The organism is Gilliamella sp. wkB292, assembly GCF_001690235.1.
Classification (GTDB): domain Bacteria; phylum Pseudomonadota; class Gammaproteobacteria; order Enterobacterales; family Orbaceae; genus Gilliamella; species Gilliamella apicola_F.
The window spans coordinates 74297-98791 of the sequence record NZ_LZGO01000020.1 but is presented as its reverse complement, the minus strand read 5'-3'; the positions used below and the strand labels follow the sequence as shown (position 1 = coordinate 98791).

General features: G+C 35.3%; 24 protein-coding genes, 2 rRNA genes and 1 pseudogene. 16 read left to right on the top strand and 11 right to left on the bottom strand.

From position 1 onward, the window contains the following. The 9 genes and pseudogenes from A9G09_RS12985 to A9G09_RS01875 all read left to right on the top strand — a co-directional run. Positions 1–1166: ribosomal RNA gene (locus tag A9G09_RS12985) — 23S ribosomal RNA — on the top strand; the annotation flags it as partial. Between the two features lie 152 nt (positions 1167–1318). Then, positions 1319–1434: ribosomal RNA gene (rrf, locus tag A9G09_RS01910) — 5S ribosomal RNA — on the top strand. 167 nt (positions 1435–1601) lie between these two features. Next, a complete protein-coding gene (locus tag A9G09_RS01905; RefSeq protein ID WP_065633228.1) occupies positions 1602–2159 on the top strand; it encodes a pseudouridine synthase in 558 nt (185 codons plus the stop codon). A 166-nt stretch (positions 2160–2325) separates the two neighbouring features. Next, positions 2326–3258, top strand: a pseudogene (gene ftsY / locus A9G09_RS01900) (signal recognition particle-docking protein FtsY); the annotation flags it as partial. A 9-nt stretch (positions 3259–3267) separates the two neighbouring features. Beyond that, the gene (ftsE, locus tag A9G09_RS01895; RefSeq protein ID WP_065633227.1) at positions 3268–3921 is read left to right on the top strand and encodes a cell division ATP-binding protein FtsE; all 654 of its coding nucleotides are present in this window, start codon (positions 3268–3270) and stop codon (positions 3919–3921) included. A 4-nt stretch (positions 3922–3925) separates the two neighbouring features. Beyond that, positions 3926–4897, top strand: a complete 972-nt coding sequence (gene ftsX / locus A9G09_RS01890) for a permease-like cell division protein FtsX (RefSeq protein WP_065633226.1) — start codon at positions 3926–3928, stop codon at positions 4895–4897. A 151-nt stretch (positions 4898–5048) separates the two neighbouring features. Then, entirely contained in the window at positions 5049–5909 is an 861-nt protein-coding gene (gene rpoH / locus A9G09_RS01885; protein WP_065633225.1) for an RNA polymerase sigma factor RpoH, read from the top strand. Between the two features lie 208 nt (positions 5910–6117). Further along, positions 6118–6690 (top strand): DUF2975 domain-containing protein, encoded by a 573-nt coding sequence (locus A9G09_RS01880; RefSeq protein WP_065633224.1) that lies wholly within the window; start codon positions 6118–6120, stop codon positions 6688–6690. Positions 6691–6701: 11 nt separating this feature from the next. Continuing rightward, entirely contained in the window at positions 6702–6923 is a 222-nt protein-coding gene (locus A9G09_RS01875) for a helix-turn-helix transcriptional regulator (protein WP_065633223.1), read from the top strand. Here A9G09_RS01875 and A9G09_RS01870 read toward each other — a convergent pair. Next, positions 6920–7612 (bottom strand): aspartate/glutamate racemase family protein, encoded by a 693-nt coding sequence (locus tag A9G09_RS01870; protein ID WP_065633222.1) that lies wholly within the window; start codon positions 7610–7612, stop codon positions 6920–6922. The two genes, A9G09_RS01875 and A9G09_RS01870, sit on opposite strands and share 4 nt — an antisense overlap. A 242-nt stretch (positions 7613–7854) precedes the next feature. Between A9G09_RS01870 and A9G09_RS01865 the strand changes: the two genes are divergently transcribed. The 3 genes from A9G09_RS01865 (at position 7855) to cobB (ending at position 9961) form a co-directional block, all read left to right on the top strand. Beyond that, entirely contained in the window at positions 7855–8121 is a 267-nt protein-coding gene (locus tag A9G09_RS01865; RefSeq protein ID WP_218056787.1) for a hypothetical protein, read from the top strand. Between the two features lie 282 nt (positions 8122–8403). After that, positions 8404–9222: a hypothetical protein gene (locus A9G09_RS01860; protein ID WP_065633220.1), complete on the top strand. Its 819-nt coding sequence runs from the start codon at positions 8404–8406 to the stop codon at positions 9220–9222. 52 nt (positions 9223–9274) lie between these two features. Further along, entirely contained in the window at positions 9275–9961 is a 687-nt protein-coding gene (gene cobB, locus A9G09_RS01855) for a Sir2 family NAD+-dependent deacetylase (RefSeq protein WP_065633219.1), read from the top strand. An 8-nt stretch (positions 9962–9969) separates the two neighbouring features. Here the strand turns inward: cobB and mtgA are convergent, their stop codons facing one another. Together mtgA and mobB are read right to left on the bottom strand one after the other, a co-directional pair. Beyond that, positions 9970–10662 (bottom strand): monofunctional biosynthetic peptidoglycan transglycosylase, encoded by a 693-nt coding sequence (gene mtgA / locus A9G09_RS01850; protein WP_065633218.1) that lies wholly within the window; start codon positions 10660–10662, stop codon positions 9970–9972. A 213-nt stretch (positions 10663–10875) separates the two neighbouring features. Beyond that, positions 10876–11367, bottom strand: coding sequence for a molybdopterin-guanine dinucleotide biosynthesis protein B (mobB, locus tag A9G09_RS01845; RefSeq protein ID WP_065633217.1), 492 nt, complete (start codon positions 11365–11367; stop codon positions 10876–10878). Between the two features lie 83 nt (positions 11368–11450). Between mobB and A9G09_RS01840 the strand changes: the two genes are divergently transcribed. Continuing rightward, positions 11451–12479, top strand: coding sequence for a low specificity L-threonine aldolase (locus tag A9G09_RS01840; protein ID WP_065633232.1), 1029 nt, complete (start codon positions 11451–11453; stop codon positions 12477–12479). Positions 12480–12487: 8 nt separating this feature from the next. On the opposite strand, the gene mobA is transcribed toward A9G09_RS01840, so the two are convergent. Next, the gene (mobA, locus tag A9G09_RS01835; RefSeq protein WP_065633216.1) at positions 12488–13066 is read right to left on the bottom strand and encodes a molybdenum cofactor guanylyltransferase MobA; all 579 of its coding nucleotides are present in this window, start codon (positions 13064–13066) and stop codon (positions 12488–12490) included. 321 nt (positions 13067–13387) lie between these two features. Here mobA and A9G09_RS01830 point away from each other — a divergent pair, with 321 nt between their 5' ends. Together A9G09_RS01830 and A9G09_RS01825 are read left to right on the top strand one after the other, a co-directional pair. Then, positions 13388–13657 carry a YihD family protein gene (locus A9G09_RS01830; RefSeq protein WP_065633215.1) on the top strand — a complete coding sequence of 90 codons (270 nt, stop codon included), beginning with the start codon at positions 13388–13390 and terminating at the stop codon, positions 13655–13657. A gap of 14 nt (positions 13658–13671) precedes the next feature. Continuing rightward, a complete protein-coding gene (locus tag A9G09_RS01825; RefSeq protein ID WP_065633214.1) occupies positions 13672–14400 on the top strand; it encodes a DsbA family protein in 729 nt (242 codons plus the stop codon). A gap of 124 nt (positions 14401–14524) precedes the next feature. Here the strand turns inward: A9G09_RS01825 and A9G09_RS01820 are convergent, their stop codons facing one another. After that, positions 14525–16489: a MacB family efflux pump subunit gene (locus A9G09_RS01820; protein ID WP_065633213.1), complete on the bottom strand. Its 1965-nt coding sequence runs from the start codon at positions 16487–16489 to the stop codon at positions 14525–14527. A 1-nt stretch (position 16490) separates the two neighbouring features. After that, entirely contained in the window at positions 16491–17687 is a 1197-nt protein-coding gene (locus A9G09_RS01815) for an efflux RND transporter periplasmic adaptor subunit (RefSeq protein ID WP_218056786.1), read from the bottom strand. 365 nt (positions 17688–18052) lie between these two features. Between A9G09_RS01815 and A9G09_RS01810 the strand changes: the two genes are divergently transcribed. Further along, positions 18053–18307 (top strand): YfhL family 4Fe-4S dicluster ferredoxin, encoded by a 255-nt coding sequence (locus A9G09_RS01810; protein WP_065633211.1) that lies wholly within the window; start codon positions 18053–18055, stop codon positions 18305–18307. Positions 18308–18311: 4 nt separating this feature from the next. Here the strand turns inward: A9G09_RS01810 and ispH are convergent, their stop codons facing one another. From ispH to folE, 5 genes are all read right to left on the bottom strand, one after another. Continuing rightward, positions 18312–19259 carry a 4-hydroxy-3-methylbut-2-enyl diphosphate reductase gene (ispH, locus tag A9G09_RS01805; protein WP_065633210.1) on the bottom strand — a complete coding sequence of 316 codons (948 nt, stop codon included), beginning with the start codon at positions 19257–19259 and terminating at the stop codon, positions 18312–18314. 1 nt (position 19260) lies between these two features. Next, positions 19261–19731: a signal peptidase II gene (lspA, locus tag A9G09_RS01800; protein ID WP_065633209.1), complete on the bottom strand. Its 471-nt coding sequence runs from the start codon at positions 19729–19731 to the stop codon at positions 19261–19263. 108 nt (positions 19732–19839) lie between these two features. After that, on the bottom strand, positions 19840–22647 hold the full coding sequence (gene ileS / locus A9G09_RS01795; RefSeq protein ID WP_065633208.1) for an isoleucine--tRNA ligase: 2808 nt from the start codon (positions 22645–22647) through the stop codon (positions 19840–19842). Between the two features lie 40 nt (positions 22648–22687). Then, a complete protein-coding gene (gene ribF, locus A9G09_RS01790) occupies positions 22688–23626 on the bottom strand; it encodes a bifunctional riboflavin kinase/FAD synthetase (protein ID WP_065633207.1) in 939 nt (312 codons plus the stop codon). A 178-nt stretch (positions 23627–23804) separates the two neighbouring features. Then, entirely contained in the window at positions 23805–24464 is a 660-nt protein-coding gene (folE, locus tag A9G09_RS01785) for a GTP cyclohydrolase I FolE (protein WP_065633206.1), read from the bottom strand. Positions 24465–24495: the final 31 nt, after the last annotated feature.

Sequence of the window (24495 nt, the reverse complement as noted above, 5' to 3'; positions counted from 1 at the left end):
GTAGGTGAAATCAGTCGAAGATACCAGCTGGCTGCAACTGTTTAATAAAAACACAGCACTGTGCAAACACGAAAGTGGACGTATACGGTGTGACGCCTGCCCGGTGCTGGAAGGTTAATTGATGGGGTTATGCGTAAGCAGAAGCTCTTGATCGAAGCCCCAGTAAACGGCGGCCGTAACTATAACGGTCCTAAGGTAGCGAAATTCCTTGTCGGGTAAGTTCCGACCTGCACGAATGGCGTAATGATGGCCAGGCTGTCTCCACCCGAGACTCAGTGAAATTGAAATTGCCGTGAAGATGCGGTGTACCCGTGGCAAGACGGAAAGACCCCGTGAACCTTTACTATAGCTTGACAGTGAACATTGAGCCTTAATGTGTAGGATAGGTGGGAGACTAAGAAGCATGCACGCCAGTGTGTGTGGAGTCGACCTTGAAATACCACCCTTTAATGTTTGATGTTCTAACCTATACTTCTGAATCGAGGTAAGGGACACTGTCTGGTGGGTAGTTTGACTGGGGCGGTCTCCTCCCAAAGAGTAACGGAGGAGCACGAAGGTTAGCTAATCCTGGTCGGACATCAGGAGGTTAGTGCAATGGCAAAAGCTAGCTTGACTGCGAGAGTGACGGCTCGAGCAGGTACGAAAGTAGGTCATAGTGATCCGGTGGTTCTGAATGGAAGGGCCATCGCTCAACGGATAAAAGGTACTCCGGGGATAACAGGCTGATACCGCCCAAGAGTTCATATCGACGGCGGTGTTTGGCACCTCGATGTCGGCTCATCACATCCTGGGGCTGAAGTAGGTCCCAAGGGTACGGCTGTTCGCCGTTTAAAGTGGTACGCGAGCTGGGTTTAGAACGTCGTGAGACAGTTCGGTCCCTATCTGCCATGGGCGTAGGAAAATTGAGAGGGTTTGCTTCTAGTACGAGAGGACCGAAGTGAACGCACCGCTGGTGTTCGGGTTGTGATGCCAATTGCATTGCCCGGTAGCTACGTGCGGAATAGATAAGTGCTGAAAGCATCTAAGCACGAAACTAGCCTCGAGATGAGTTTTCCCTGATGAGAATCAGTAAGGTCCGTTTGAGACTAAGACGTAGATAGGTCAGGTGTGTAAGTGTAGTGATACATTGAGCTAACTGATACTAATGAACCGAGAGTCTTAACCTTACAACTCGGAGTTGTTTTGGATACGCGAAGTTGAGAGTAAGAAGTCATCGAAAGATGGTTAAAGATTGATAAAACAGTTTGTTCCGGATTGAGCGATTGATGAAGATATGTGATAATGTTTGTCAATTGAGATAAAGAGAAGACAGGATATGTCTGGCGGTAATAGCGCGGTGGTCCCACCTGACCCCATGCCGAACTCAGAAGTGAAACGCCGTAGTGCCGATGGTAGTGTGGGTATTACCCATGTGAGAGTAGGGTGCCGCCAGACTTTTAAATTAGCGCGAGAGCCCAGCAGAGATGCTGGGCTTTTTTGCTTTTTACGGTTTAACGGCTGAATAATTATGACTAACAGTGCTAGAAAATCGATAATGATTTACTATATTATTAAAAATATTGTTATTGAACATAGTTAATAGTTAAATGGATAGGAATAAAATGCGCTCATTAATTGCTTTTAACAAACCGTACAATGTAATTACGCAATTTTCTCCCCATGAAAAATATCAAACATTAAAAGATTTTATTTCATTACCCAAATTTTATCCCGCAGGTCGGCTGGATACTGACAGTGAAGGATTATTATTACTGACCAATGATGGTAAATTGCAGTCAAAAATCAGCTCACCAAAATTTAAATTACCAAAAACTTATTGGGTACAAGTTGAAGGGGTAATAAGTCAACAAGCTATAGACAAACTCGCTCAAGGTGTTCAGTTAAAAGAGTTCTATACAGCCCCAGCTATAGCGACTAAGCTAGAAGCACCGACTAATCTATGGCAACGCGTTCCGCCTATTCGAGAACGTAGAGCTATTCCTACTTCTTGGTTGAGTTTAACTATTACGGAAGGAAAAAATCGTCAAGTTAGAAGAATGTGTGCTGCGGTTGGTTATCCTTGTTTACGTTTAATACGTGTTCAAATTGGCAATTATAATCTCTTTACTCAGCATCTGCCGTTAGGTGAATGGCAATCTATCAGCGTAAATGATCTTTAGGCTTAAATAGATCACATTAATAAATACTAAATCATCACTTATTATCATTATTTTATCATAATATAACTCAATAATATTATTCACATTTATTGAATACATTGGGGTTTATTCTAAAATAAGATAAAATGATTATCAGTTATGCTCATGGGACAATTTATTTATGGTTGAACAAAAAAAAGAAGGTTTCTTTGCTCGTTTAAAAAAAGGTCTTTTCAAGACTAAACAAAATATTGGATCGGGTTTTTTAAATTTATTCAAAGGCAAAAAAATTGACGATGAATTATTTGAAGAACTAGAAGAACAACTGATTATTGCAGATGTAGGATTTGATACTACACAAAAATTAATAAGCTCATTAACACAACAAGCTTCAAGAAAAGAGTTAAAAGATGCAGATGCACTTCATGAAATTTTAAAGCATGAAATGAAGTCTATTTTAGACGGGGTTGATCAACCGCTTGATATTGAAAGTCATAAGCCATTTGTTATTTTAATGGTAGGAGTAAATGGTGTTGGTAAAACAACGACAATTGGTAAATTAGCTCGTCAATTTCAACAACAAGGTAAATCAGTCATGCTTGCCGCAGGCGATACCTTTCGTGCAGCAGCAGTTGAGCAATTACAAGTTTGGGGTGAGCGAAATAATATCCCCGTTATTGCACAGCATGTTAATGCTGATTCTGCCTCAGTTATTTTTGATGCAATACAAGCAGCAAAGGCAAAAAAAATAGATGTCTTAATTGCCGATACAGCAGGTCGTTTACAAAATAAATCACATCTAATGGATGAATTGAAAAAAATAGTTAGAGTGATTAAAAAACAAGATGAGACTGCTCCACATGAAATCATGTTAACAATAGATGCAGGAACAGGCCAAAATGCCATTAGCCAAACTAAATTATTTAATGAGGCTGTTGGTGTAACAGGAATGACATTAACTAAATTAGATGGTACTGCGAAAGGTGGTATTATATTTAGCATTGCTGATCAATTTAATATTCCAATCCGTTACATCGGTGTTGGTGAAAAAATTGAAGATTTAAGACCTTTTGTTGCTGATGATTTTATTAATGCGCTGTTTGAACAAACAGATGAATAGAGAGAACTCATGATCCAATTCCAGCATGTAAGTAAAGTTTACTCAGGTGGAAAGCCCGCCCTTCAAAATATAAACTTTACATTATTATCCGGAGAAATGGCATTTTTAACAGGTCACTCTGGTGCAGGTAAAAGTACTTTGATGCGTTTAATTTGTGGATTAGAAAAAGCTAACGACGGCAAAGTATTATTAAATGGTATCAATGTATCTAGCTTGAAAAAACAAGATATGCCGTTTTTACGCCGCACAATTGGGATGATTTTTCAAGATCACCAATTATTAATGGATCATACCGTTTATGATAATGTGGCTATTCCATTAATTATTTTAGGAAAACCTATAGAAGAAATTCGTAGGCGTGTTTCGGCCGCGCTCGATAAAGTCGGTTTGATAGATAAAATGAAATTCTATCCTATACAGTTATCAGGTGGTGAACAACAGCGCGTGGGAATAGCGCGTGCTATTGTTAATCGCCCAAGCGTCTTATTAGCTGATGAACCAACCGGTAACCTAGATGATAAACTTTCGAAAGATATTTTAAAGCTATTTGAAGAGTTTAACCAAGCAGGCGTCACCGTATTAATGGCAACCCATAATATGGGGCTTATTCGTCGTAAACATCATCGAATACTAAATTTAAATCAAGGGCGTTTAGAGGAATAACATAATGATAAACGCTAACATTAACACTATTAAGTCAAAATTAAAAAATAAAAATAGCTTTTTATCCCGATGGAAAAGACAAATTAGTTATGCATGGCATAACGTATTTAATGATTTTCGTCAGCATATTTTTGCTTCAATATTGACAATCTTTGTCATTGCAATTTCAATAACATTACCAACGATTAGTTATTTGTTGTGGAAAAATGCAAATCAAGCAGCGCATCAATGGTATCCAACTCCAAACTTAACCGTGTATATCAACAAATCACTTACGGCAGAACAAACTAAAGAATTAATCAGTAAATTTAAAACATACCCGGAAGTTGAGAAAATAGATTATCTTTCACGAGATGATACACGAGAAGAATTTAAAACTTGGTCTGGTTTTGCAACAGCGCTTGATCTTTTAGATGAAAACCCTTTACCTGCTGTTGCTATTCTTTTTCCTAAAGAAGAGGCTAAGCAAACTAGCATTTTACATGGATTACAATCACAAATCTTGAAAATAGAAGGAGTTGATGATGTACAACTTGATGATAGCTGGTTTACGCGATTAATGGCATTGACAGACATGGTAAAATCAATAGTCTGGACAATTTCGATTTTCATGATTATTGCTGTATCACTTGTTATTGGCAATAGTATTAGATTAAGTATCTTTTCCCGCCGTCAAACCATTTTGGTGATGCAATTAATTGGTGCTACTGAAGGTTTTATATTAAGACCATTTTTGTATAATGGGATTTTTATTGGGTTTATCAGTGCAGTACTTGCGTTAATATTATCCAAAATATTCATTTGGCAAATTGATTCAATTATTTTGCACGTTTCAACTGTTTTTGGAACAAAATTTACTTTAGAAGGGCTTTCATGGGATGAAAGTGTATTAATTATCTTGTTTTCAATAATTATTGGATGGCTTTCAGCCTTAATCGCGACTAAAAAATATTTGAAAGTAATGTACATTACTTAATTACAAAAATAAGATAGTTACTTATTGTTAAAAATTTTAATAAAATGTGAACTAATTGACTTTTTTGTAGTCTAATATAATAGTTAGAATTTAAATTGTTGCATACTTAAAATTATGCAACAAAATCAGTTTAAATGAAGGAGGGAATTAAATGAGTACTGATTTAAAAATGCCAGTAAGTGCTTTAATCCCACAAGGCAATATAGAATCATACCTTCGTATGATTAACACCTATCCGATGCTAACAGCAGAAGAAGAAAAATCGTTAGGTGAAAAACTTTATTATCATGATGATGTTGATGCTGCACGACAATTAATCTTATCTCATTTGCGCTTTGTTGCGCATATTGCTCGAGGTTACTCTGGGTATGGTTTACCACAAGCAGATTTAATTCAAGAAGGTAATATTGGATTAATGAAAGCTGTGCGTCGTTTTAACCCTGAAATGGGGGTTCGATTAGTTTCTTTTGCTGTACACTGGATAAAAGCTGAAATTCATGAATATGTACTTAAAAATTGGCGAATTGTTAAAGTCGCAACCACAAAAGCACAAAGAAAATTATTTTTTAATTTAAGAAAAAATAAACAGCGTTTAGGTTGGTTTAATAATGCAGAAGTCGATATGGTGGCAGATGAACTTGGCGTAACACCTAAAGATGTCCTTGAAATGGAATCGCGAATGTCTGCTCAAGATATGTCATTTGATGTAGATAGTGATGACGATGATAATTCTATTGTTGCTCCAGCACTTTATCTAGAAGATAGTAATTCTGATTTCTCAAAATCAATTGAAAATGATAATTGGGAAAATGACGCAACAGATAAATTACATGATGCTTTATCACAATTGGATGAACGAAGTCAGGATATTATTAAAGCACGTTGGTTAGATTCCGACGATAGTAAATCAACTTTGCAAGTTTTAGCTGATAAGTATAGTGTTTCTGCAGAACGTATTCGTCAACTCGAAAAAAATGCAATGAAAAAATTACGAGTTGCAATCGAAGCATAATTTTTTTTCGTTAATGTTAACTTCCTGAGCCTTACTTGTAACAAAGTAAGGTTTTTTTATAACTAAATTTTACTCACTATTGATTTTGCTATTTTATTTAAAATAAACATTAAACGATAAAAAATTATCGTTTTACTTTAATTTGTTATTGTTATTTCTATTTTTATAGGCTAGACTGTGCTCAATCTTTATAAAAAAGGAAATAAATATGAACACAACATTAGCTCGATTAAACTTACGCTTAAATCAATATTGTCGATTTATGGTACTATTAACAACCCTTATTATCATAGTTATGTTGATTGGTGCATTATCACCATCACTTTATTACTTTTTTAATATTGAAAATATTGGATTATCCTCAGGAGGGTATTCTTTTTTTATATCTAACAGTGTTGATGTTGATCCAACTGAACTCGAGTTTTGGCAGGCTTTTTTAGCAACATTAATTGATACTATACAAATCTTTATTTTAATTTATGCATTTTATCAGTTGCGATTACTTTTTTTAAAATACAGTCAATCTGATTTCTTTTCAGAAAGGTCAGCTAATCACTGCTATATTTTTGGGAAAATGTTAGTCATCTGGTCTATTTTTAGTATTTTATCTGAGCCTTTATTAACTTTAATTTTAAGTTTCAACCAAGCTGAACGTTATTTTTCTTTTTCGTTTTCAAGTGATGATATTATGGTATTGTTTCCAGCTATCAGTATTATGGTTATTGGACAAATATTAAAAAAAGCATGCCAACTAGCGGAAGAAAATCAGCAGTTTGTATAGGGGAATTAAACATGCCAATTACTATAAATCTAGATGTAATGCTCGCTAAACGGAAAGTAAAATCTAAAGATTTAGCTATGGCTATCGGTATTACAGAACAAAATCTATCTTTGCTTAAACAAGGTAAAGTGAAAGGTTTTAGATTAGCCACACTTGAGGCAATCTGTGAATATTTAGATTGCCAACCTGGAGATATTTTAGAATATATTAACGATAAAAATGATAATGCTTAGTTACTTATTGCTAGCATAGCGGCGGCTTCTGCATGAATTAAGGCTGTATCAAAAAAAGGGATATTTCGATCTGATTGTGAAATTAATAAACCAATTTCTGTGCAGCCTAAAATAACACCTTGTGCTCCGCGTTCAACTAATTTATCAACAATAGTTAAGTAAGCTTGTTTAGATGCAGGTTTAATAATCCCTTTACAGAGTTCATCGTAAATAATTTGGTTAACAACATTTCTATCTTCTTGATCCGGTATTAATACTGTTAAGTCTTGGTCAATTAATTTTGATTTATAAAAATCTTGCTCCATTGTGTATTTAGTACCTAACAATGCTACAGTTTTAATACCTTGTTGAATCAATTTTTTAGCTGTGACATCTGCAATATGAATAATTGGAATAGTAATTGCTGCTTGAATCTGATCTGCGACTTTATGCATAGTATTTGTGCAAATGACAATAAAATCTGCGCCTGCTATTTGTAATCTTTTGGCTGCATCAATTAAAATCAGTGCACTTTTATCCCATTCACCATTGGCTTGACAATGTTCAATTTCTTGAAAATCTACGCTATATAATAGCGTTTTCGCTGAATGTAATCCCCCTAATGATTTTGCTACCATTTGATTAATTACTTGATAATAGGTAACGGTACTTTCCCAACTCATACCGCCGATTAAGCCAATTGTTTTCATTTAAAATACCTTATAAAAATTTATTCAACTAATTGATAATATCATATCATCTGTAAAATTAATTAATATCAACTTTCGATCGTTAAGCAAGGGTTCACTCTATTTATTTAAGGCGGTTAATTTTTTTATTTAAAATTAGATAACATAAAACAGCCTATTTATTTTTTACATTACAACCATAAAATTTATAAGGAAACTGCTTTTAAGTTATCACACTAAGCTATATGGTTAAGCGTAAACCAATGTTGATTACCTTACTATTTACTTGGTGCTTCTCTTTTTGTCGACTGATTGGCAAATCAACTCAAAAACCAGGCGTTATTGGGCCCATGATGTTCCATTTGGTAAGGATATTGGTCAAATTAGCTATCTCACCATACTGGCTAGCAATCTATTTAGAACTAGATATCGTAGCAAGCGGTAACTACAGCTTTGAACCTTTTCCTGATAAAGGACGTGTTTTACCTTTTGGCTTGGATAGGGTTATTTTTATACTTATGTCGATTTAATGCGCTATAATCTGACTGATAAAGTTTTGCAAATTGTATTAAATGTCGACTCGCATTAGCTGGAAAATAATTATTGTATAATCAAGAAAATCAATGTACTTATTATATAGATGAAAAATGCCGTTATTGGTCAAAACGGTGTTATTTAGCGAAATCATGAAATCTGGAAAGATACATTGATTAAACAGAATGCTGCCGGTATGCTGGAATGTATTTCTTGCAAAGTGATGTATAAAAATTTAGTTATAGTTAAATATGAAATTGATGGGGAAAGTATCAGTTATGAACAAAATTAGTCCTTATTTATGGTTGATATCATTCTTATCGTTTTTTTTATCTTTTTCATGTTTAGCCGACACAAAAGTTATTCATGTTCTGGTCGCATTATGTGATAACAAATATCAAGGTATAGCACCTGTTCCAGCTGCGATTGGTAATGGTCAAGATCCAAAAAATAATCTCTATTGGGGCGCGGCTTACGGTTTTAAAACCTATTTTGCTAAGCAAAAAGAGTGGCAAGTTATACAAGTTAATAAGCCTAAAGATGGTAAAATATTAGAAGAGATTATCTATAAGCATCAAAATCAAGATGTTTACCTTATCGCTCAAGCCTATGATGGTAAATACATTGATGATACGGTAAATGATTTTATTGACTATTCTGCGGGAAAAAATTCGCTGTCATTATCAGTAGATAAAAAGCAAATCAATGCTGGTGGTAATGCTGATCTTGTTGTTTATATTGGGCATAACGCATTAATGGAAACGTCATCTTGGCGCAGTTATTTACCAGGTAGTTGGCGTTGGATCACATTATCCAAAACTCAACAAGAAAAGCAAAAATCGCGTTATGCTGCTGTATTTGCTTGTAAAAGTCAGAAATATTTTACTCCACCACTATCTCATTTAGGTATTAATCCATTGATCTTAACCTTGCACCGTATGGCACCAGAAGCTTATAGTATTCATGCTATGATTAATAGTTGGTTGGATGGTGAATCAAAAGATGAAATAAGGCTTAAAGTAGCAAGTGCTTACAGCCAATATCAAAAATTAAGTCAACCAGCCTTACATATATTTACCACCGAATATAGCCAATAATCTTTTATATCACGGTAAATTATTTAACTTATCAATAAAAAGGAAAATAGATATGTTAAAAACACCCAAAATTGTCATTTTAACTGGGGCTGGCATTTCAGCCGAATCGGGGTTATCAACCTTTCGAGCCCAAAATGGATTATGGGAAGGTTATGATGTTAATGATGTTGCCACTTATGAAGGTTACCGTCGTGATCCCATTGCGGTGCATAATTTTTACAATATGTTACGAAGAAAATTGCAAGATCCATCGGTAAAACCTAATCAAGCTCATATTGCACTGGCTGAATTAGAACAAAAACTCGGTTCAAATAATGTATTGGTTGTAACTCAAAATGTTGATAACTTACATGAACAAGCTGGATCGAAAAATATTATTCATATGCATGGAGAATTATTAAAAGCGCGTAATGAAAAAACAGGAGAAATTATTGACTGTTTCAACGATATTAATTATCAACAAAATAAATTAATACGACCGCATATTGTTTGGTTTGGTGAAATTCCATTACAGATGGATCAAATTTATGATGCGTTATCACAAGCAGATTATTTTATTTCAATTGGCACATCGGGCAATGTCTATCCTGCTGCTGGTTTTGTTCAAATTGCTAATCAATCCGGTGCTAAAACGATTGAACTTAATTTAGAACCAAGTTTAGGTGAAAGTTTATTTCAAACTAAAATTTATGGCCCTGCAAGTCAGGTGGTACCCGAATTTATTCAGACATTAATTTAAAACAGTCTTTACTCCATTTGTTTTAAATAATTTTTACCGCCAAGGTTAGCCATTTGCGCTCGAATCCATTCTGCTTTTTTTTGGACATAGTTTGTGGGGTTGGCTGGGCTCCATTTTCTTGGATTAGGTAACGTTGCTGCAAGTAAACTCGCTTGATAAGGCGTTAATTGGTTTGCACTGACATTAAAATAATAACGAGATGCTGCTTCAATGCCAAAAATCCCCTCACCCCATTCTACACTATTTAAATAGATTTCAAGGGTTCTTTGTTTTGACCAAATTAACTCAATCCAGATAGTAAACCAAGATTCTATTGCTTTACGTAGCCAACTTCGTGATGGCCATAAAAAAATATTTTTGGCTACTTGTTGGGTAATAGTGCTTGCGCCACGAATTTTTTTTGCATTTTGATTATGTATTAATGCTCGATTAATTGCATCAAAATCAAAGCCCCAGTGTGTTGCAAAGTTCTGATCTTCTGAAGCAATAACTGCGATTTTAATATTGTCTGAAATTGCATCCCAATCTTTCCATTCCCGCTGTTGTGTGATGCCCCAATTAACAATTTTTCTTTCCACCATTAACATTGAGCCAATCGGATCGATCCAACGCATTATTAAAATAAGAAAAATAGATAACAGCATTAATCCAATAACTACGTTTCTTGTTTTGATTAATATCTTTTTTAATAATGGATGCATATTACTTAAATCATGATATGGCTAAAGGTTAGCTATATTAACATATCATTTACATTGTTTTATCCAATGCTTATAAATTTTTGTTTGGAATATTAATCTTTCTTTTTTTCAATTGGCTATTTATGTTAAACAAGCTAGTAAATGAGTTACATCGCTATAAAAAATTAACTTTACTCAATACGTTTTATTGCCAATCAGAAAATCATCATTAGATCAGTTAAATAGGTAATCGAGTATAAACTTCACAACTTGTTGTGGTTGATTGATATCCAGTAATGGAATCGATATATCTAATTGGTTATCACTGGCGATAGCAAGCGTTAAGTCATCGATAAAAACGGGATGATTAATGGTTTGACGATGACAGATAATTTTAGGTATTTTTTCGTGTTTAAATCCTTCAATTAATATGATGTCTACATCAGTAAACTGATTTATCACTGTGGCCAAATCTGCTGGTTTATTGGGGGTTTCATGGATGATTGCATAACGATTATCGCATACGATGGCTGTTTGTACTGAGCCGGCCTTACGTAACTCATAACTATCTTTACCTGGGATATCTAATTCGATGTCATGGTGAGCATGTTTTAATGAGCCTACATTAAAGCCCTGTTTAATAAGTAGTGAAATAACCTGTTTTAACAATGTAGTTTTGCCACTACCGCTATAACCACAAATTCCGATAATCTTTTTTTTATTCATCACTAGTTTATGTTAATGTACTATATTCTATAGATAAACAATATTACATGATTTTTGCAGCAGATGTTCAAAAAGAGAATAATATGAACGATTTTTTGAATGATTACAATCAAACAGTTCACCCCAGTTTGTTAAAAAGTTTTATTGATATTAATAATAAGAAATTAGCGGGTTATGGTTTAGATGAATATTGCAAACAAGCTATAACAAATATCCAAAAACGATTACAATCTCCTCATGCTGATGTGCATTTTATGCCTGGTGGCACAATAACCAATCTAACGGTCATTTCACATATTTTAAAACCCTATCAAGCCGTAATTGCCGCTAATACCGGACACATTAACGTGCATGAAACCGGAGCGATTGAAGCGACAGGGCATAAAGTAATCACGGTACCAACAGCAGATGGAAAACTTACGCCGGAATTGATAGCACCTGTATTATTTCATCACAGTGATGAACATATGGTACAACCTAAGCTTATTTACATCTCTAATACCACCGAATTAGGCACAATATATAGTCAGCAAGATCTTAAAAATCTTTATCAATTTTGCCAAAAAAATCATCTTTTTCTCTATTTAGATGGAGCCCGCTTAGCGATGGCATTGGCAGCAAAAGATAATGATCTGGCTTTGCCTGATTTAGCTAAATACACGGATGTATTTTATATTGGTGGAACCAAAGTCGGGGCGTTTGCTGGTGAAATGGTTATTTTTAATAATCTATCTATTAATCAAGACTTTCGTTTTAGTATGAAGCAAAAAGGTGCGATATTAGCAAAAAGCTGGATCGTTGCTGTACAGATGAATGAGTTGATGCAAAATGATCTGTATTTCCAGTTGGGACAACACAGTAATAATATGGCTAATAAACTAAAAACTGTCTTTGAAAAAGCTGGATTAACTTTTGCCAGCAAACCACAAACTAACCAACTATTTGTTAATTTTCCAAACCAACTGGCTGAAAAAATTATTGCTCATTACGCGGTTGATAATTTAGGTCCTATTGATGACCATAACTGCTGTTTACGTTTTTGTACTTCATGGTCAACTCAAATAGATGAAATTGATAGGTTAGAGAGACTATTGCAATCATGGTTATCGTAAAATTTTATTTAGGATAAATGTGCATTGGCTAATTCGTCATAGGTATTAATATTCACAAAAGATGTTGGCGTATCACTAAAATCTACGCCTTTAGCTTGTACTTGCTGTAAAAATAGCATTAGTTTGCGGTTTCCTAGTGCTAAATATTGTTCTAATTGTACAAGTACACAACGATGTATAAGTAAAATCGTTGGATGCGAGTATTTGCCATCAAAAGGGTAGATAGCGCTATAATTTATCGTATATTTTGCTAAACGGGCAATTAAATCCTTGGGTAAATAAGGGGTATCACAACTAACAAATAAGTTCCAATCGGTATTGGTCCGACGTAATCCACTATAGATGCCCGAAAGTGGTCCTAAAAAACCGTCTAAATCATCACTAAATATGGCATAACCTGCTTTTTGATATTGATCTAAATGACGATTACAGTTGATCATTAGTGTGCCGACTTGAGGCGCAATGCGATCAATAACATGTTGATAAAGAGGTTTATCATTTAATAAGATTAAGCCTTTGTCATCACCATTCATGCGTGAGCTTTGACCTCCAGCTAAAATGAATGCGGTAATAGCACTTTTCTGCATAAATTATTTCTCTTTTACATTGCCAAAACACAAAATAGCATTACTATATAGCAAAGTTATTTTAAATCGTACAATTTATAACATAGCCTTTATACTTAGATTAAATTATCAAGTGTTGTAATTGCAAAATGAAATATATCTGTATTGGTTTTTCAGGTATGGAATAGTTGATAAATTCAATTAAACATGTTTACATCATTTATTTTGATAAATTGTTTTTATCAATAGTGTTATGCTTAAACTAACAAGTAACACAATATCAAAATAAAATATTAAATCATCATCTTCAATGGGTTTGAAGATTCAAAAAAGGTATAATTTATGAAATGTCATCGTATTGATGAAGTAATGGAATTATTAAAGTCAGCTTGGGAAAATGATTCAGATCTCAGTTTGTTACAATTTTTAGTTAAACTCGGTCAGGAAGCTGGTTTCGAGGGCGATTTAAAAGATCTGGGTGATGAAGTGTTAATCTATCACTTAAAGATGCGTGATGCTGATAAAAGTGAAGTCATTCCTGGACTAAAAAAAGATTATGAAGAAGATTTTAAAACCGCACTATTAAAAGCTCGCGGCATTATTAAAGAATAAGGAGAATTAGTTAAATGAAAAAAACGCTTATTGCTATGGGAGTATTACTGTTTTCGGTAAATTGTTTTGCCGATGAAGCGCCTTCTAATGCAAAAACAGACGCATCGCAAACAACCACTCCGGCGACGACTCAAGCTCCGATTGAAGTGGATAAACAATATATTGTATTACCCACTAACCCATCGCCAGACAAAGAAGTGATCGAATTTTTTTCGTTTAATTGCCCTAGTTGCTATAGATTTGAAAACCAATATCATGGTTCACAAGTTATTGCTAAAGCTATCCCTCAAGATATCAAAATTAAACGTTATCATTTATTGGATTTTGGTCCACTTGCTCAAGATTTAGCTCAAGCATGGGCGATTGCTAATGTACTTGGTATTGAAGATAATGTTTCACAAGCACTTTATAATGCAGTACAAAAAGATCATAGTATAAAAACGCCAGATGATATTAAAGCTGTATTTGCTAAACTCGGAGTGGATTCTGAAACTTATGATAAAACCAAAGACAGCTTTTTAGTTAAAGCTTTTATGACGCAACAAGCTAATGCTATTAAAGAAATGCAGCCAACATCCATACCAACTTTGATTGTTAATCGTAAATTCTATATCAATGCTCAAGGGTTAGATGTGTCGAGTGATGATGCATTTATTAAAGATTATGCGAGAGTTACTGCTTTTTTAGTTGGTTTAGATCCAAATGTCAAAGCACATGATAATCAAGAAAACAGTAATGAGTAATTTATTACTTTTTAAATAATTGATAAATACATAGCAAATATTCATTGTTTTGATCAATTAGCGAGCTGTAAATTAACCAATCCCTTTGTTTGAATTATTTCAGCAAAGGGATTTTATTGGATTATTATTCACGTTCTAGTGCATAAATTGGATCAAGTTTTGCCGCTCGTTTGGCAGGAAAATAACCAAAAATAATACCAATGATACTTGAACAACTAAATGCCGCAATAATTGAAATGATTGAAAAACTCATAGCAAATAAAGAGACAAAATAATTGAAAATCAGTCCAACCACAAATGATAGTATAATTCCTAAAATACCACCAATTAAACAGACTAACACTGCTTCAATTAAAAATTGTTGAAGAATATCACTAGAGCGAGCACCAACCGCCATTCTTACCCCAATTTCTCGCGTTCTTTCTGTGACTGATACCAGCATAATATTCATTACGCCAATACCGCCAACCAACAGTGAAATTAACGCAATAGTTGATATCAATAGGGTTAACACCAATGTTGAAGAGTTAACGGTTTCACGAATACTATCGGAATTAAATATAAAAAAGTCTTTGGTGCCATGGCGTTGTAGCATAATCTTATTAATCGCTTGTTCTGCTACGGATAGATCAACATTATCATTTACTCTAACAGTAATGCTTTTTAATGATGTTTGCCCAACCATACGATTGATCACTGTGGTATAAGGTAACCAAATATTCAGGCTTTCATTACTACCAAAGCCTTGCTGTTGTTTAGTTGCAATACCAATGACTTTAATTGGTAGTTGCCCAACCATAATAATTTTACCAATTGGATCTTGATTGTTAAATAAGCGATTAACGGTATTTTCATCGATGACAGCATCCTGCGCGGACGACAGAACACTTGTGTGATCAAACGCTTTACCTTTAGTTATATTATAACCACGTACAGTAAAATACTGTTCACCAACCCCATTAACCGTTCCTGTTACCGCCAAATTATTAACGCGAAAATAGACACTAGTTGAAAGGTTAGGCGTGGTACTATGGACAAAACTTTGTTTAGCTAAAAAGTCAGCATCAGAAGATCGCAATGTTGTGATTTTATCGGCATTACGATCACCAAATCCATTACCAGCATAAATTTCTAACGTGCTTGTTCCTAATGAATTAATGTCAGACAGAATTTTTTGCTTGGTTCCTTGCCCTAATGCCACCATTGATACAACAGAAGCGATACCAATAATAATACCAAGCATGGTTAAAAAAGTACGTAGTCGCTGCGATAACATAGATAATATTGCCATATTAAATGCATCACGAAAACGATAGTATTTGGCTAACCAGTTATCTTGTGTTTTGGTTGTTTCTATCTGTTTAATTTGTCGATTATCGTCATCATCATGATAGCTAGGATTGCTAGCATCTGAAATAATATTTCCATCACTGATTTCTATAATGCGCTGTGCACTTTGAGCAATATTGCTATCGTGAGTCACAATGATGACGGTATGTCCTTGTTTATGAAGTTCGCGCAATATTGCCATAACTTCTAAACCGCTTTTACGATCTAGCGCGCCGGTTGGTTCGTCGGCTAAAATTACTTGCCCACCATTAATTAACGCGCGCGCAATACTGACTCGTTGCTGCTGACCACCAGATAATTGGTTCGGCTTGTTATTAATTTTATCTTCTAACCCTAATCGCGTTAAAATTTCAACAGCACGTTGTTGCCTAAATTCATTAGATGCGCCAGCATAAATTGCTGGAATTTCGACATTCCCTTGCGCAGTAAGGGCACTTAATAAATGATAACGTTGGAAGATAAAACCAAAATGTTCACGACGTAATTCGGCTAATTCATCGGGAGATAATTGATTAGTGGTTCGACCTCCAATAGTATAAACCCCCGAACTGGGTTTATCTAAGCAGCCCAAAATATTCATTAAAGTTGATTTGCCCGATCCTGAAGCGCCAATAATGGCAACCATTTCACCAGCGTTAATCGACAAATTGATACCTTTAAGCACTTTTATGGTTGAATCGCCAGCAGGAAATTCACGTACTATATTTTCCAGTTTAATCAGCGGATTATTATTTGTCATATTAGAATCTTATCCTTGGGGTCCGTCCATTAGGATTGAGTTGTGCGCCATTGATACTACTCACAATGACGACTTCTCCTTCTTTAAGCCCAGATTTGATTTCAACATTAACATTATTATTGACACCTAAACTGACTTTTCGCTCTTCAATATCATTATGTTGATTAAGTACGTAAACAATAGCTTTATCGCCATCTAAATTCTTTTCAATAGCTTGTGATGGAATCGCAAGCACATCCTTAGCTTGTGATAATACTATATAAACTTGAGCTGTCATCGAAATGCGTAAAATATGATTTGGATTATCAACATCAAACAAACCATTATAGTAGATAGCTGTTTTAGTTGTTGAAGAGGAGGTGCTTGAGTTAGATGAACTTTCGGTATTAATTGAGTCTGGTGCAGGCTCGATTGCTCGTAGTGTTAACCCCTCAAAACGTTTATTGGGCTGGCCTAATATCGTGAAATAAACAGGCATGCCTTTTTTTACATTAATCACATCTGCTTCAGAAATTTGTGCTTCAATGGTCATTTTATCCAGTTGTGCGACTTTGACTATTGTTGGCGCACTTTGAACAGAGTTAACGGTTTGTCCTTGATCAACTGGAATTGCCACAATGACACCGTCAATTGGTGAACGAATTTTAGTATACCCTAAATTCACTTTAGCGGTATCAACGGCAACTTGAGCACTGATGATATCTGCATCTAGTGCTGCTATATCGGCTTTAATTCCATCAAGATCAGCTTTAGCGGCATCTAAATCAGATTGAATACCGACCCCTTTATTGACTAACTTTAATTGACGATCGTAAGTAAGTTGATAGTTAACTAATTTTGCTTTTTTCGATTTACGTTGAGCTTCTAAACTATTTAATGAAGCTTCTGACTGTCTTAAATCATTATTTTGTTTAAGATCATCAATTTCGGCAATCATATCGCCTTGTTTAACTTCATCGCCTAATTCCACATATAATTTTTTGATTTGACCCGAAACCTGAGCACCAACGCTTACTTGCTTAAAAGCACTGATAGTTCCATCGGCAAGAACAGTTTTTTCAATATTACTTTTGGTCACTGGGGCGGTAATATAATTTATCGCTTTTTCAGAAGGGGATAAAATCCAATAAACAAGATAAATAATGGCTAATATAATAAAGGTTATAGCAATATTTTTAATTTTTAAAAACTTTGACAATCTTTTCATCCTATTATTTTTTATAAAATTTTTTGTCATTGTATCGTATAAAATCAAATGTCATTGATAACTAACGATAATAAATTGTAATAATTATGAAAATATTTTAAGCAATTTTAAGTGTGTTAAGGCTCTCTTTGGTTGTAGCATTAAAAATTGAAATATATTTTTGAATTTCAACAAAAATACTCATTTAATTAATCTAATAGTTTATATTACCTTATTTAGATAAGGGTATACTGATACATTACTTTTTTATAAAACAGACTAATTTTGAATTTGCTTACTGCATCTTATCTTAGGTTTTATTAAGGATTGCGTTATAATGGCGCAAATTTTTTAAGTGAATTAAGAATAACAAAGTAATGGCGTTAAAAATAACCTCTAAGTGTATTAATTGTGATATGTGTGAACCTGAGTGCCCGAACGAGGCGATCTCGATGGGGTTTGACACCTACGAAATTGATCCCAGTAAATGTACTGAATGTGTGGGTTATTATGATCATTCAACCTGTCAACGTGTTTGTCCTATTCAAAATGCGATTATTGCTGATCCTGAGCATGTCGAGACCCATGATCAGCTACTGGCAAAATTTGAACAACTAAAACAATCAAATTAAACTGTTAGTTTGCTTTTACTTCAATCCGAAGTTCTTTAGGTATTTCAAATGTAATATTTTCTAAAATACCGTCGGTTTCGGTGAGTGTTGTACAACCTAAATTTTTTAAGTGATCGATAACTTGTTGGACTAAAATATCGGGTGCAGAAGCGCCTGCCGTCACTCCTATTGTGCGGGCATTGGCTAACCAAGCGGGATCAATATCAGAGGCAAAATCAATTAAATAAGCATGCTTGCTATTGCGTCTAGCGAGTTCAGCTAAACGATTTGAATTAGACGAGTTTTTAGATCCAACAACTAATACCACATCTGCTTGTGAAGCAAGCTGTTTAACCGCTTGTTGACGATTAGTTGTGGCGTAACAAATGTCATTTTTACGAGGGCTGCGGATATTTGGGAAACGCTTTTTTAGTGCAGCAATAATTTCAGCTGTATCATCAACTGATAGTGTGGTTTGCGTAGTAAAACAAAGGTATTGTTCGTTTTTCACTTTTAGTTTTTCAACATCTTCAATGGATTCAATCAGATAAATTCCACCTTCTGGATTATTGTACTGCCCCATGGTGCCATCGACTTCAATATGTCCAGCATGACCAATTAAAATGACTTCTTCACCTCGATAACTCGATCGAGCCACTTCCATATGCACTTTAGTGACTAATGGACAAGTGGCATCAAAAATACGAAGTTGGCGCTGTTTGGCTTCTTCACGAACGCTTTTAGACACACCATGTGCTGAAAAAATTAAAATTGCATTGTCTGGCACCTCATTGATCTCTTCAATGAAAATAGCCCCTAACTCTTTAAGGCGATTAACCACATAGCGGTTATGAACAACTTCGTGACGGACATAAACTGGCGCGCCAAATAACTCTAGCGCTCGTTCAACGATAGTAATCGCACGATCAACACCGGCACAAAAGCCTCGTGGATTCGCTAAAATAATTTGCATGTTAGATGGTCTTCTTTGGTTTTTTTAAGCTGCTAAGAATAAATAATCCAATACCTACGCAAATTGCACAGTCTGCAATATTAAATGTTGGATAGTGCCAATCACCAAAATTGACATCAAGAAAATCGACAACAAAACCATGGTAAAGGCGATCGAATAAATTTCCTAATGCGCCCCCTAAAATTAATGATAATGAAAAGTTTTCTAATTTTTGTCTGCCTGTATTGCGATATAACATATAGATAATTACAGCACTAATAATTAATGCAATAGATGCAAGCATCCAACGTTGACCTTCAAAAATACTAAAGGCTGCACCAATATTACGCACATAAGTGATTGAGAAGAAAGGTAAAAGATTAACTGACTCATATAAAGCAAAGCGATCTAATATCCAGAATTTACTTGCAATATCAACAATAAAAACGACTATTGCTAACAATAGCCAGTAAAGCCCATTGTTTTTTTTCATAGCGTATATGCTCATTATGTTTCCGCCGACAATTGTCGGCGGTAAAGAAATTAAATTGTTATAGTGTGGTTGCCTATAACCCTTGTTTGATGAATTAATGACTATTTATTAAGCAAAATGTCTGATTTCACCATTACCATGGATGTTTTGTTCACAACGTTTGCATAAATGCGTTGTTGGATCATTATCGACAGTATAATGCCAGCAACGAGGACATTTATCACCTTGCGCTTTAGCCAATTCAATTTTCAAACCTTTGATATCGCTTTGTATTGCTGATTCAGGCGCAGACTCTAAAGTTTTAACACTAGCTTGTGAAGTTAATAAAACAAAACGTAACTCATTTTCTAATTTTGCTAAAGCATCAGCAATTTTTGCATCGGCATAAAGTGTCACAGCAGCCTCAAGTGAACCACCAATCACTTTATCGTTACGACCTTGTTCAAGCACTTTATTGACTTCGCTACGAATAGCTAAAATTTGTGCCCAATATTCGCTATTTAATGCTTCACTATCAGATAAACTAAAGAGTGAACAATACCATTCATCTTCAAACACAAATTCTGATTTTTGTGATGCTGGTAAGTATTGCCAAATTTCATCCGCTGTGAACGATAATACCGGCGCTATCCAACGTACCATGGCTTGCGCAATGTGATATAGCGCTGTTTGGCAACTATGGCGAGCAATACTGTCGCTTTTTGCTGTATATTGGCGATCTTTAATAATATCTAAATAGAATGAGCCCATTTCGATCGAACAGAACTGCATAATACGTTGAACAACTTTATGGAAGTCATAGTTTTCATAAGCTTGTATGATTTGTTCTTGCGCTTCTTTAGCCATACTAACAGCCCATCGATCTAGCACCACCATATCTTCCGGTTTTACCATATCCTTAGCTGGGTCAAAGCCATTTAAGTTAGCTAATAAGAAGCGAGCTGTATTACGAATTCGACGATAGCTATCGGCTGAGCGTTTGATAATTTCATCGGAATAGCTCATTTCACCCGAATAATCAGTTGATGCGATCCATAAACGTAAAATATCTGCTCCCAGTTTATTCATCACTTCTTGTGGTGTCACAATGTTGCCAAGTGATTTTGACATTTTGCGGCCTTGACCATCAACCACAAAGCCATGGGTCAATACTTGCTGATAAGGAGCTTTGTTATCAATCGCAGTTGATAACATTAATGAAGACATAAACCAACCACGGTGCTGATCTGAACCTTCTAGGTACATGTCTGCTTCATGACCTGCAAATTCCGGACGAACACCAACGACTGAATAGAAAGTTGATCCGGAATCAAACCAGACATCTAATGTGTCGGGTACTTTACGGTAATCATCGGCATCAGGACCTAATAGATCTTTAATATCAGCATCCCACCAAGCTTGAATACCATTTTGTTCAACTAATTTAGCGACTTTTTCAATTAACGCTAATGTGTCTGGGTGTAGCGCTTCGGTCTCTTTATGCACAAATAACGTCATTGGTACGCCCCATGTGCGTTGACGAGAAATACACCAATCTGGACGGTTTGCTACCATGGTTTCAATTCGCGCTTGTCCCCAATCAGGGATCCAACGAACTTGTTTGATCTCTTTTAATGATTGTGTACGTAGTCCTTGCTTGTCCATGCTGATGAACCATTGTGGTGTTGCTCGGTAAATGACCGGTGTTTTATGTCGCCAACAACATGGGTAACTATGTTCAATGTTTTCAAAATGCAGTAATGCATTATTTTCTTTTAAAATTTCAATTACAACTTTGTTAGCTTTAAATACAAATAAGCCATCTAAACCTGCACCTGTACCCGGTAAATAGCAGCCATTGCCACCAACAGGATTAGCCACTTCAAGACCATATTTTTGACCGACAATAAAGTCTTCCGCGCCGTGACCTGGTGCGGTGTGCACTGCACCTGTACCGGCATCAACGGTAACATGATCACCCAGTACAATAGGTTCGTCAAAGTCAAGGAAAGGGTGTTTAAAGCGTAATAGTTCTAGAGCATCACCTTTACAGCTGCCAATAATTTTCCACGCTGAGATCTCGGCACGTTTCATAACGGATTCGACAAGATCAGTCGCTAAAATTAAACACTCTTTATCATTGATTTGTACTAGTTGATACTCAACGTCAGCATTTAAGGCAATACCTCGGCTTGCTGGTAATGTCCAAGGTGTTGTTGTCCAAATCACGGCATAGATAGTTAAATCAGTATTAACACCAAATTTACTGGCAACAGCTTGGTTATCCATCGCTTTAAATTTTACGTCAATGGCTGGTGAAGATTTATCGTAGTATTCAACTTCGGCTTCAGCTAACGATGACATACAATCAGTACACCAATAAACAGGTTTAGCGCCTTTGACTAAATGACCATTTTGAATCACTCTACCTAAAGCCCGAATAATATTCGCCTCAGTATCATAGTCCATTGTACGGTATGGATTTTGCCAATCACCCAGTACACCCATACGAATAAAGTCGGCTTTTTGTAGTTCAACTTGTGAAGCGGCATAATCACGACAAATTTGACGAAACTCAGCAGGTGTTACTTTTACGCCCGGTTTTCCTACTTGTTCTTCAACTTTTTGCTCAATCGGTAAACCGTGACAGTCCCAACCTGGAATATATGGGGAATCATAACCACTTAAACCTTTTGATTTAATAATAATATCTTTAATTATTTTGTTAACTGCATGACCAATATGAAGTTTGCCATTGGCATATGGAGGTCCATCATGCAAAATAAAGGCTTTTTTACCCTTTTTTACTTGGCGGATTTTACGATAAAGTTCTTTATCGTACCAATTTTGTAACATTGCCGGTTCTCGTTTAGCAAGATCGCCTCGCATTGGAAAGCCCGTTTCCGGTAAGTTTAGTGTATTTTTATAATCTGTCATGCTGATTTATTCCAGTTAATTTGGTTGATACTACTTCTTTTTAATGGGTTAATTGTGCACTGATCTGTTTGGCAGTGCAAACATCTTGTGTAATTTGTTGTTTTAACTCAGCCAATGAGTTGAATTTTTTCTCGTCGCGTAATTTTTGGACAAATGTCACGTCTAAATATTGTCCATAAATGTCACCCGAAAAGTCAAATAGATTCACTTCTAAAACTGCTTTTTTTCCTTGAATAGTCGGTCTTAAGCCAATATTAGCAATGCCAAAATAATATTGTTGGTTACAGCAATTTTTAACTTTAACCACATAAACCCCTTGCAATGCTGGCTTTTTGCGATGTAGATGAATATTAGCTGTTGGAAAACCAAGTTGTCTTGCCAACGCATTACCGTGTACCACACGACCTTGGATGGTGTAATCACGCCCTAATAAACTGTGTGCTAATTGAAAATCATTATTCAACAAAGCTTGGCGCACTGCTGTGCTACTAATTCTTAAATGATTCCAAACAAATGTTGGCATATTTTCCACAGTAAAATCGTGTTGATGTGCATAGTGTTGTAAAAGGTTGATATCACCTTGCCGTTCGAATCCAAATCGAAAGTCATCACCAATAGTGATAAATTTGGCTTTTAGCTTATTGATTAACCAATCTTGAATAAAACAATCAGCTGACATGCGGGCAAAGGTCTGAGTAAATGGAATCGCTATAATATAATCAATCCCAAGTTCTTTAATAAAAATCACCTTTTCTTGAAATGATGTTAACCGTGAGGGCGCATTATTAGGATTAAAAAACTCTAATGGCTGTGGTTCAAATAACATTAAAACAGTCGGTAAATTTAATTTTTTACCTTGTTTAATAAGATGATGAATTAATTGCTGGTGACCCAAATGCACACCATCAAAATTTCCTAATGTTAAAACGCATTGAGAAAATTGATTTTTTAAATTAGCGATACCACGGATAATCTTCATGAAAACAATGTTATTTATATTAAGTAGCCGAGAATTATACCAATCTTTCTTGAAGATGCACGCAATATAAAGCCGGATTTGTTATTGTCTTACATCACTTATTTTAATATGTTTTGGACCGATATTTAATGCTAAGTTTGGGCTTAACATCAATATCAATCAAATCGGGTTATTGTTGTTAATAATGATTGAGTGCTCGTAAAAATTCTTGTCTAGTACTTGGGTTTGTTTTAAACCCGCCGCCCAAAGCTGTTGTCGTTGTTCTACTGCTTGAATCTTTAATGCCTCGCGCTTTAACACAATAGTGGGTTGCATCAATAGATACTGCTACATTGACCGTTCCCAATAAGGTCTGTAGTGCGACTAAAATTTGTTGGGTCAGTCGTTCTTGTACTTGAGGGCGCTGCGAAAAAAATTCAACTATACGATTAATTTTTGATAAACCAATCACTTTATCTTTAGGAATATAAGAAACTGTTGCTTTGCCGTCGATGGTGACAAAATGGTGTTCGCAAACACTGGTAAGCGTAATATCCCTAACGGTTATCATTTCGTCAACTTGCATTTTATTTTCAATTAAGGTGATTTTCGGAAAGTTTTCATAGTAAAGCCCCGAAAAAATCTCATCAACGTACATCTTAGAAACTCGATGTGGTGTTTCAGCCAGACTGTCATCTGTTAAATCAAGTTCCATTAACTTCATAATTTCACGAAAATGAGCCTCAATTTTAGCCTTACGCTCACTATTATCCATAGCTAGACGACATGATGGCGTTTCAAGATTTTTATCAGCTAAGGCCGCTTTGACTTTTTGCGCAGCTAGACTTAATTGTGTCATTTATCAAATACTCAGGCAAAAAATAGATACG